Annotated in this window: 13 protein-coding genes; all 13 read left to right on the top strand. The window is 36.4% G+C overall.

What is annotated here, in order from left to right:
* A partial coding sequence (locus DW059_RS14065) for a DUF6033 family protein (RefSeq protein WP_117699213.1) occupies positions 1-544 on the top strand: 544 nt, incomplete at its 5' end.
* Positions 545-576: 32 nt separating this feature from the next.
* Positions 577-1,146: a sensor histidine kinase gene (locus tag DW059_RS14060; protein ID WP_242986288.1), complete on the top strand. Its 570-nt coding sequence runs from the start codon at positions 577-579 to the stop codon at positions 1,144-1,146.
* Positions 1,147-1,643: 497 nt separating this feature from the next.
* Positions 1,644-2,834, top strand: a complete 1,191-nt coding sequence (locus DW059_RS14050; RefSeq protein WP_117699210.1) for a DUF4885 family protein — start codon at positions 1,644-1,646, stop codon at positions 2,832-2,834.
* Positions 2,835-2,891: 57 nt separating this feature from the next.
* Complete coding sequence (locus DW059_RS14045) at positions 2,892-3,086, top strand: hypothetical protein (RefSeq protein ID WP_117699209.1); 195 nt, start codon at positions 2,892-2,894, stop codon at positions 3,084-3,086.
* Positions 3,087-3,121: 35 nt separating this feature from the next.
* Positions 3,122-3,271 (top strand): hypothetical protein, encoded by a 150-nt coding sequence (locus tag DW059_RS15975; RefSeq protein ID WP_158552130.1) that lies wholly within the window; start codon positions 3,122-3,124, stop codon positions 3,269-3,271.
* Between the two features lie 313 nt (positions 3,272-3,584).
* Complete coding sequence (locus DW059_RS14040) at positions 3,585-4,298, top strand: LytR/AlgR family response regulator transcription factor (protein WP_055306784.1); 714 nt, start codon at positions 3,585-3,587, stop codon at positions 4,296-4,298.
* Positions 4,295-5,665, top strand: coding sequence for a sensor histidine kinase (locus DW059_RS14035; protein WP_117699208.1), 1,371 nt, complete (start codon positions 4,295-4,297; stop codon positions 5,663-5,665). The genes DW059_RS14040 and DW059_RS14035 overlap by 4 nt, the downstream gene beginning before the upstream one ends.
* 205 nt (positions 5,666-5,870) lie before the next feature.
* On the top strand, positions 5,871-6,647 hold the full coding sequence (locus tag DW059_RS14030; RefSeq protein WP_197420875.1) for a FlxA-like family protein: 777 nt from the start codon (positions 5,871-5,873) through the stop codon (positions 6,645-6,647).
* A 21-nt stretch (positions 6,648-6,668) separates the two neighbouring features.
* Positions 6,669-7,424 (top strand): flagellar filament capping protein FliD, encoded by a 756-nt coding sequence (gene fliD, locus DW059_RS16595; RefSeq protein ID WP_242986286.1) that lies wholly within the window; start codon positions 6,669-6,671, stop codon positions 7,422-7,424.
* Between the two features lie 29 nt (positions 7,425-7,453).
* A complete protein-coding gene (locus DW059_RS14020; RefSeq protein ID WP_117699206.1) occupies positions 7,454-8,353 on the top strand; it encodes a hypothetical protein in 900 nt (299 codons plus the stop codon).
* A gap of 27 nt (positions 8,354-8,380) precedes the next feature.
* The gene (locus DW059_RS14015; RefSeq protein WP_117699205.1) at positions 8,381-9,328 is read left to right on the top strand and encodes a hypothetical protein; all 948 of its coding nucleotides are present in this window, start codon (positions 8,381-8,383) and stop codon (positions 9,326-9,328) included.
* Between the two features lie 40 nt (positions 9,329-9,368).
* Positions 9,369-10,049, top strand: a complete 681-nt coding sequence (locus DW059_RS14010; protein WP_117699204.1) for a DUF6033 family protein — start codon at positions 9,369-9,371, stop codon at positions 10,047-10,049.
* A gap of 46 nt (positions 10,050-10,095) precedes the next feature.
* Positions 10,096-10,240 (top strand): HTH domain-containing protein (locus DW059_RS17710; protein WP_334294169.1); only part of this gene is annotated, 145 nt, incomplete at its 3' end.

Raw genomic sequence — 10,240 nt, 5'->3', positions numbered from 1 at the left:
GGGCAGGACATATAAGAATGCTCATGAATATAAGAACTATTTAACACAAAAATACGATTGTTTACGAAGCAGGGATTATTCCGTAAATATAAACAGTTCTCTTTTGTCAAAGGCTATGGGAGATGAAAAGACAAAACAATGGTTGGAGTATAATCTATCTTTAATACCGGAAAGTATCGAAAAATTGAAAGCTGCTCAAAGTGCTCGTGGCTGTAAGGTACTGAGTGTAACGGATACAATAAATGGATATGATAGCATAACAGAAGAAGTACTGGTAACAGATGAGGTTGATCCGGGAACAGAAAAAGCAAGGAAAGAACTTGAAGAAAGACTCGAGAAAAGGAAAGCAGAAAAGAAAGAGACAGAGGAACGGCTGGAAAAACAGCGTGCCGAAAAACAGGAGCAGGAAGAACGGCAATATAATCTGAAAATTGATGGAAAAGATGTGGCAGACCTAACAGGAAAACTGGTGGAACTGCTAGGTACTTCAACTTCTACAGGAGTGACAGAAAATGGAGTTTCGACATTTGATGTGCTGGCATAGAAACTGATATGAGTATGCCGGGATGTATTGACATGCAGAATGTATTTTTATTTCTTTCAGTGGGACTGGTTGCGATTAACCTTATCCTTATGGAGTTCATGCAGAATACCATTGAAAAAGAAGAGAGAATAAAAATTGCGGTACTTACGGAACAAAATCAGAAAAATCGTATTGCAAATTATCAGGACCGGGAAGAAATCTATGAGCGTCAGCGAAGAAAAATGCACGATTATAAAAATCAGCTTTCCACAATCCAGACATTGATAAAGAATGGACACACAGATGAGGCACTTTCATTTACGCAGAAGCTGACAGAGAGCATAGCTGTCGAGATGTCGGCAATCAACACAAATCATCCGGTGGTCAATGCTGTTTTAAACCAGAAGTACCGCAGCATGCAGGAGAAACACATAGCAGTGATCCTAAAAGTAGGGGATCTGCAGGAGATCTGTCTGGAGGAGGAAGAGATCGTGATCCTGCTCTCCAATTTACTGGATAATGCAATCCGGGAGAGTGAAAAAGTACTGAAAAATACCGGAAAAGCGGTCATTCATCTGAAATTAGAGTGCGAAGATCATAAACTGATATTTGCGGTAGTATGAACAGACAATGATATTCTGTATTTTAGAAATATAATATTTTTCTGTAGGATCAAATAATGTTAGCTTTGATGTTATTGGAGCGTCACCGGAAGAATGATATGGTTATGCAGGTCCGGTAGGAAAGAGTGGACTAGAAACAGCTAATGATGGAGAAACTTGGTGGGAGAAACGTCATAAGCGGTTGGAGGAATTTATTGAAGAACAGATTGAAAAAAATCAAAAGGAACATTTGATAAAACGTAAACAAATGGAAGATGTATATAGAAGTCGGACATATGAAAGTAAACAAAGACTGTCCAATCTATTGAATAACTCAAATGCTAACAGTGATAATGTCAATATTCAGTCATTGGTGTCAACAGCAGCTTCTAGTTATGAAAAGAGCATTGAGATGGTATCTCATGATAAAATCTGAATTATTACATGATTATAATCAAATTATTGGATGAACAATAATTTTGTTTATAAAATATTAGAAGAAGGAGGTTGGTGATATTATGAATATATTTTTTAACAGCCGAATAAATGCTAATCAGTCATTGCTTAATGTTCTGTTTGGTCAACAGCAAAAAGCGGCAAGCAGTCAAAACACTGGTTGTAGAGGCACAAGAGATACCTTAACGATAAGTGCATCGGGAAAGGAAAAACTGACAAAAAGTACAAGTGGAAGAACACATAATACAAGTATTGACAGTAGCATTGACTTAAAGTCCTATATAGTTTCAGCAAAAAAAACGAATCAAGAGCTCATTGAGAATGCAGGAACACAGATTAATGCGAAAACAAGTGAATATATGAGTACAGGTAAAGCATTTAGGGCGGCATTAACGGAAAAGTATTCTAAGCTTGCCGCAGAAGCAAAAACACATTCTAACCCAGAAAATTATATTCATTCCAAGTATTTTGATAAGAGTTCAGAGTATTACGAGACTAATTTGACTGATACAGAACGTAGGATTGCATATAATTATGAGATGCAGATGTGCCGGACAGGAAAAATAAATGGTGTAAATTATCAGGATTCTTTGTTCAGGGGAATTGAAGTGGACGGCGACAGTGTAGATTCGGATAAAATCCAATTTGAAAGAGCATTGGTAAATTCGCAGATTTCAAATATTTTAAAGCAGGCTGGTGTCGATACATCTTCTATTACGAAAGATTGTACTTTTACTGTCGATCCATACAGTTACGAGATAACGGTAGATGGCGTGGATGAAGAAACAAAGGTGTTGATGCAGAATGCTTTAAATGTAGGTAATAATGGGAAAAATCTCTATAAGCATATCTATTATTGCTCAACACAAGATGGCTGTGAGAGTTCTCAAGTAACAGAGGAATCAAAGATGAAATACGAAGCATATCATCAGGTTTATAGTTATACAGGATATGAATTAGACAAACTTGAGGAAAAAAATGGGACATATTATACGGAGTCGGGAGAGAATATATTAGACTTAGTGGATAGTGCAGTTGAAAGTTCCGGAAAAGTTCCGAAAGAGTTTAAGCAGCAAATGAATAATTGGATACATGACCTGGTTTCAACTATTTCAACCAGAGGATGGAACAATGTGCCAGATATGACTTTAAGCATTTTATATGGAAAGAGCAGCTTAAAGGATATGAACCAGTTGATTACATACCAGTATGAAGCTGATCGTATGAACAGACAATGGTATTCTGTGCTTTAGAAATATAATATTTTTTTGCAAACTGGTTGAAAAATTACGAAAAAAGGAGAACCCTGTATGGGAATTGGAATCATTCAGAATCATAGTCAGTATAAGAATATTTGTGGTAATTATACATATCATATGCCGGCTCCGGTATGCCAATCAAAAATGAAGGACTTAGGTGATGAATTTGTTCTGACGGAAAAAATGATGGAGACAATAATCTTTATCGTAATGCTTTTACGGGGGCATCTACAAGTGCAACAGTAAAAGGATACGGTTCGGGAGTTGTGGATTTATCGTTATTGAACATTGGCACCAATAAGAACAATCGTTTTATTGGTTTATTGAGTAATGACAGGGATGAGGAATATCGTCTGGCTGGCTATGTAGAGGAATTAGATCGTTTTTTGAATAAGGTATCAAATGGGAACGTAACAGTAGATGATTTATGATGTTCTGGCTTATAAAAAGGAAAATGGGACGATTCCAAGATATCAGATTCAGATGGATGTGGGAGGCAATTAAAATAAGTAGTATAGGAAGTCAGTAGTGCATGAATAAACTGCTGACTTCTTTTTTTGATAGATACAGTCACTCCCAGGAGCGTGTGCCGGATAAAACAAATTAACAGGAAGCAGATAAAGCGATATATGTGATATTCTATTTCACAACAAAAAAAGGTCTGTTCACAACATGGTGGCTAGCTATTTAAAGAACTTTTCCGATATTATAAATATAATTGTATGTAAGTAAGGAAGTGACAAGATGCAAATAGCAATCTGTGATGATGAAAAATCTATAGGATTGATATTAGAAGAAAAAATAAAGAAATTATTGCCAGATGCAGTAATAGATAAATATTTATCTGGTGATGAATTGATTGCAAGTGGTTGTGAGCCGGATATTCTATTTTTGGATATTCAGATGCCAGGAATGGATGGAATGGAAACGGCAAGGATTCTGCGTCAGAAAAATGAAAGAATGGTATTGATATTTGTAACTGCTGTGGAGGAGTATGTTTTTCAGGCATTTGATGTTGCAGCATTTCATTATCTGGTGAAACCGTTTTCAGATGAAAAATTTGAGGAAGTTGTGAAACGTGCAGTCAGAAGCATTGAAAAATATTCTGAAAATCAATCGGATGAAAAATACATGATGGTGCAGTCCGGAGGAAGCCATATGAAAGTGTTTTTGAAGGATATTGTGTATGCTGAGGTATATAATCGAAAAGTCATTATCCATACACGGGATACGAATATTGAATATTATGGAAAATTGCAGGAACTGAGTGAAATTGCGGGAGCAGATTTTTTTCGTACACACAGAGCCTACCTCGTACATTTCAAATATGTTCAGAAATATGATGCAAATTGTGTAACGATGGAAAATGGAACTGCATTGATTGCAAAACAGAATTATTCTGAGTTTGTAAAACAATATTTGAAATATAATCAGAGGAAAGGAAAAGAAATCGGATGAGTTTGGTAGAAAAATGCTGGATGGTTACATCGAAAATTTCTGTTATCGCACTCCTTATGATTACAGGAATCTATTTTGGAAAATTTGTTTGTCCCTATATAAAAAAGAAAAAAGGGGCTGTGGCAGTCAGTATTGTTTATATTACGATTATGCTTGTTTTATATATGATTCCGCCACAGATTGATAATTTTTCCGCATATCTGATTGGAGTTATAGCAGCGTTTCTTGTGATGTATGCAGAGGACAGAAGAAATATATATCAGAAAATATTTCTTGCAATTACGTTCTTTTCTATCCGATGGTTAACGGTTGCAATGGCAGCCAGACTTGATGATCTTGTTACAAAAGCACTTGTATTTCGGAATATGAGTGCAGAAAAAGTGTGGTTGCAATACGGACTATATGTTGGAACCAGAGTTTTGGATATTGTACTTTGTATTGCTTTTATTGCGGTTGCAATAGGACTGATCAATAAAGCGTATATATACAAAAAAGATGAAATGAGCATCAAAGAGATGGTAATGCTTATTATACCTTCACTTGTAGGCGTCACTGGGTATGGCATTTTACAATATTATCTCATGATATACGAAAGAGATACTGGAAAGAACTTGATTGTTACATATGGATTTTATGGAGCTTTAAGCTTTTTACACTATCTGATTTCCATAGTTGCTATTCTTGTTGTGATTGTAATGTTTCAAAACTGGAAAGAGATGCAGGAAGAACAGCGGGGACAAGAGCTGGTATTAAATCAGATCAGTGACATGAAAAAGCATATCGGGGAAGTCGAAAAGTTGTATCGGGATATCCGCTCCATGCGCCATGATATGGGAAATCATATACAGACACTGGAACATCTGGTGGCACATAATAATATGGATGATGCTACAGAATACTTGGAACATCTGAAAAATGAATGGGACGAGGTATCTCCGGAAATAAAGACAGGAAGTCCGGTAATTGATGTCATTTTGATGGAAAAGCTGAGAGAAGCAAAAGAAAGGCAGATTCGGTTTCTGTCGGATTTTCATTATCCGCAGAATACGAAGTTAAATGCATTTGATCTGAGTGTGATCATGAATAATGCCTTGAATAACTGTATGGAAAATGTAAGTGGAGATGATCCGTATATCAGTATTTCTTCTTTTCGGAAAAACAGTATCTTTATGATAACCATAAAAAACAGTTTTGGGGGTCAGCTTAATTTTGGTGATAGCGATTTGCCAGAAACAACAAAATCTGGGAGGGAACATGGAATGGGTCTGAATAACATTCGCCGGGTTGCCAGAATGTATATGGGAGATATATCTTTGGAGCAGGGAAATGAGGAAGTAATCCTTAGCATTATGATGCAGGTAGAATAAAGAAATAAATTGGCACTATGTATTTTGCAAATTACAGAAATATGTAGTGATTTCTTGATGCTTCACAACGAAAAAAGGGCGGTTCACAACATCACGGTTTATTGTGAAGAAAGATATGCCGAAAGAAAAAATAAAGAGAAATCATGTTATACAGATTTTCAGGAAACGGATTTCAGAGTATTAGCTCAAGGAGGACAACGAAATGATGAAAATTAATGGATTTAACGGAACGAATACGCAGACAGGAGCAATAGGAATGGCACAGGCGAATGATTCTGTGAGTAAAAATATTCAGAATCAGATTGCAAATGCACAGCAGAAATTGCAGGACTTATCATCAAATGAAGAACTGTCATTAGAGGATAAGATGAAGAAACGTCAGGAGATACAACAGGAAATTACAAATCTCAATCAACAGTTAAGACAGCACCAGATTGAACAGAGAAAGGAACAGCAGAGTAAAAAATCATCTATGGATGATATGGTGGCTGGTACAAAAAATACATCTGCAAAGAAAGGAACAGGCTTGTCACAGGCAGGTATGCGGGCAATGATTTCCGCAGATTCATCTATGAAGCAGGCAAAAGTGCAGGGTAGTATGGCAACACAGATGGAAGGAAGAGCCGGTGTGCTTGAGTCTGAAATCAAGCAGGATGCTGGAAAAGGCAATACCGAAAAGAAAGAAGAAGAACTGGCAGATTTGCAGGCAAAAGCGCAGTCTGCAACAGCATCACAGATGTCTTCACTTTCAGATGCAAATAAATCTATGGAAGAAGCAGCAAAGGCAGACAACCGTACAGATGCAGCAGAAACAAAGAAGGATCAAACGCAGAAAGCAGAGAATACACAGGAAAATGCAGATACGGCAACAGATGCATCAGAGAATGCAGATATCAAAACAGAAACAGCAGAAACAATAAAAAATCCAGCATCAGAAAGTGGACAGTCGGTAGTATATACACCGATCGATATACGTTTATAGTTCGGAAAGGAGGCTGGTGTTATGTCAGAAATCAAAAGTTTTAGTGATTATACAAGTAAATATAACAGCAATGTAGATTTTTCAGCGTTGTTTAGTGGAACGTCAGATAGTTCATCAGTAGGCAATACAAATATGCTTTCTGATTATGCTGCAATCAAAAATGGAAGCTATGGAAAACTTATGAAAGCATATTATGCAAAACAGGATGCTGAAAAATTATCGGGAAAAGGTGATACTTCACAAAAACTTACCTTGATGAAAACAAGTGCAGATTCTCTGAAAAAATCAGCAGATGCTTTGAATGACTCTTCTCTTTGGGAAAAAAAGAAAATAAAAAAGAAAGATGAAAAAACGGGGGAAGAGATTGAGGTAGAGGATTATGACTGGGATAAAATCACCAAGGCAGTAAAATCTTTTGTTGAAGATTATAATGATGTAGTTAAGGAAGCCGGAGAATCTAATACAAAGGATGTATTGCGAAATGCTTCATGGATGACTGGAATGACAGACAAAAACAGTAATATGCTTGCCAAAATAGGTATTACCATAGGAAAAGGAAACAAGTTGGAATTAGATGAGGATGCTTTAAAGCAGGCAGATATCAGTTCGCTGAAAACGGTCTTTACAGGATATAATTCTTTTGTAAGCAAAATATCGCAGAAAGCAACTGGTATATCGAATGCTGCAAACCGGGCGAGTGCAACCTATACAAATAATGGTACGTACTCTAAGACGGATGCTTCTTTGACATCGAGCAAGATAGATAAAGAAGTATAGAAAGTGTGGACTAACTTAGGGAGGTTGCTATGAAAGTTCAAGGAAATAGGTATATTAATAATCCAGAGATGATAAAAAATAAGGTTGAGAAGAAAACAACTGTTCCTCAGAATATTATTTCGGAGGATGATGTGAAAATCAGTGATTCAGCAAGAAAGTTAGTTGAGACTGCTCGTAATAAGGTATCGGATTTTCATACAATGCATTTTTCATCTATTAATGGAGAAATAAGAGAGATACCAGCAGAATATAAATGTGAAAATTTATTCAAATTAGATTTGAAAGCAACTTCCATTTCTGGAGAACAAAGTGCGTTTGAAGGCTGTTCGGAAAATCAGTCAGAGGTTTTTGGAAAATGGCTGGACGAAAATGCTTCTGAATATTTGACAGAAGATGAAATGAAAGATTTAAAAGAGAAGATTAATGCAATGACAGCAGATGTAGATTCTTTGAATGCTCAGGAGGGATATAGAGGAACTTCTTATGAATCTGTATTTTTGTTAAGTGCAAGTGAAGTGGGGCTAAGGAAAGTAAATGAAATGTATGTTCCAGAGCAATTTCAAGCTGGTTTTTCAGACATGATTGACGAATATGTTCATTTTAATGATTCGGCACGTAATTCTATCATGGAGAAAATGACACCAGATTACATGGTTGTTGGAATTGGAAGCAAAACAGAATCTTATAAGTACAAGTCAGAAATAATCTCAGATGAGACAGCTTTTTATACAAATGAGAAGAAAGAGATAAGTGGTATCTGCAATCAGTTTTTAAATGGTAAAACAGATCAAAAATTATTTTGTAATGAGATGAAAGACCGTTTAAATGATTACTATGGAAGCAGGTATGAATTAAGGAATCAGCCAGAAGCTGTTGAAGGCAGAGTAAATAATATGCTGGACAAATTGCAGCATATGTTTGGCGTTTAATGTTGAAAAAGGGTTTGGAGACTAGCTATGAAGACAGTAACAGATGTAAACACAGTAAACCAGCTGTTGACATATTCAAAGCAGGCAGAGGCAGGAATACACCAAAAAGCAATACAGATGTTGCTTGGAGCAGGAAATAATAAAAAACAGGACAGTTTAAGTATTTCTGATGCTGCACGAGGCTTTTCAAAGCAATCAATAGCTGCACTGATAGATAAAAATGCGAATATTTCTAACAGTGAATTGGCTTATTATTTTGCAAACTATAATAATTCAAGTGCTATTTTGAATGCAATCAATTTTGGGGAGAATGTTTCCTGTGGATATAATTCTGATTTTAAGGAGTACGGGGTTATTTCCTTTGACCTTAATGGGAGCAGACAGGTAGTACCTAATTATGCAGTACCGAAAATGAATACAAGCACCATGTCAGGCATTTGTGCTGCAAATAATTCTCTGGTATTAAGTAATAAAAGTTATTATTCATGGACAACATCAAGTGGCGGTAAATATACATGGACGGTCAACAATGGAAGGATAGGCTGGGCAGCCTCGGAATCGTTGCTTGCAGAGAATACAAATCAAAAAGGGACAAATTATAAGTGGGAAATGTGTAAGGCAGGCAATATCCTGTCTGATCTGGCACAGGGAAAGAGTGTGTGGGGGTATCTTTACAGCAATGAGGAGGTATTGTCCGTCTGTGAGAAAGTCGGGATTTCTCCGGGATTCTTTTCTATAGAAGCGGGAGCAGGAAAACACACTTATTTATTGCAGGAATCAGGAAAGACCATAAATGTTGACGCAAAGATAAAACAGTTAAATGATATAAACTGGATAGAAATCGGATTTAAAGAAGGAGATACGTTTTCCGTTTATGGTAAAGAGTATGCTATTGACAGCAGTGGGCATATCAATGTTTCGGCAGAAGATGAATTTACATCAACGGAAATTAAATATCCAAGTCGTTCAATATAATAGAAATTATTTTAAGTTTCAATAACAGGGAGGTAGGATTATGGCAATTACAGGTATCAATAACAGCAGTTACACATCGTATTATGCATCAGGTTACAAGAACACGGTTAAAAAGGCAGCTTGTGATATTCAAAAAACAAAGGAAAATTCACAGGTGAGCAAAACAGAAGAGAGTCAGGAAGATTATGTAAAAAAATTGCAGGAAAAAAATCCTCAAATAGATATTGTGGCAGGAAGTTCGGATAAAAATGTAAAAACAGCTAATCGTACAGGAAAAACAGATGTGAGGATTGCTCCTGAGATTTTAAATAGGATGATGAGTAATCCAGAGGTTGCCACAAAATATGAAAATATGTTGTCAAAAATTCCAGCATTAGATAGATGGGCTGACTCAATGATTAAATCAATGACTGGTAGTGAAGTTAAGTATCGTCAGGTATGGATAGATAAGGATGGTAATATGGGCTCCATGGTTATTACAGGACCAAGCGAAGAACAAAAAAAGGCTGATGAAGATAGAAAAATCGAGAAAAAGAAAGAAAATGAACAAAAACTTGCAGAACGGAGAGCTGAAAGAAAAGAGCAGATGAAGAAAATTCAGGAAGATAGACGCACAATATTTGCAATTGGTACGGATATGAAAAGCATTACAGAGAATGTTGTAGCACAGGCAGTAGGTACAGCTCCATCTATCGGAGGAAGTTGTGATGTTAAGGCATAAAAGGATTCGGTAAAAGGGAAATATCAAATCAATGCATTAGTTGGAAGTGCTTGTTTCCTATCATGGCATATCCAAGCTAACGATAGCAAAAATGGCTGGTGTTGAGGAAAATGATATTGACAGGCTTTTAGCCAATCCACCAGAAAAGATTGAAATCGAAGTAAAGTATAAAATTGCTGTGACGGTTATGG

It is taken from the genome of Roseburia sp. AF42-8 (assembly GCF_003435965.1).
Classification (GTDB): domain Bacteria; phylum Bacillota; class Clostridia; order Lachnospirales; family Lachnospiraceae; genus Roseburia_C; species Roseburia_C amylophila.
The sequence above is the reverse complement of the archived record's forward strand: the minus strand, read 5'-3'. Positions and strand labels throughout refer to the sequence as shown.

Coding starts and splice junctions, on each gene's coding strand:
- DW059_RS14015 (WP_117699205.1), top strand. CDS start 8,381: ATGAAGACAGTAACAGATGTAAACACAGTAAACCAGCTGTTGACATAT.
- DW059_RS14045 (WP_117699209.1), top strand. CDS start 2,892: ATGGGAATTGGAATCATTCAGAATCATAGTCAGTATAAGAATATTTGT.
- DW059_RS14020 (WP_117699206.1), top strand. CDS start 7,454: ATGAAAGTTCAAGGAAATAGGTATATTAATAATCCAGAGATGATAAAA.
- DW059_RS14030 (WP_197420875.1), top strand. CDS start 5,871: ATGAAAATTAATGGATTTAACGGAACGAATACGCAGACAGGAGCAATA.
- DW059_RS14060 (WP_242986288.1), top strand. CDS start 577: ATGCAGAATGTATTTTTATTTCTTTCAGTGGGACTGGTTGCGATTAAC.
- DW059_RS14010 (WP_117699204.1), top strand. CDS start 9,369: ATGGCAATTACAGGTATCAATAACAGCAGTTACACATCGTATTATGCA.
- DW059_RS14040 (WP_055306784.1), top strand. CDS start 3,585: ATGCAAATAGCAATCTGTGATGATGAAAAATCTATAGGATTGATATTA.
- DW059_RS14050 (WP_117699210.1), top strand. CDS start 1,644: ATGAATATATTTTTTAACAGCCGAATAAATGCTAATCAGTCATTGCTT.
- DW059_RS14035 (WP_117699208.1), top strand. CDS start 4,295: ATGAGTTTGGTAGAAAAATGCTGGATGGTTACATCGAAAATTTCTGTT.
- fliD (WP_242986286.1), top strand. CDS start 6,669: ATGTCAGAAATCAAAAGTTTTAGTGATTATACAAGTAAATATAACAGC.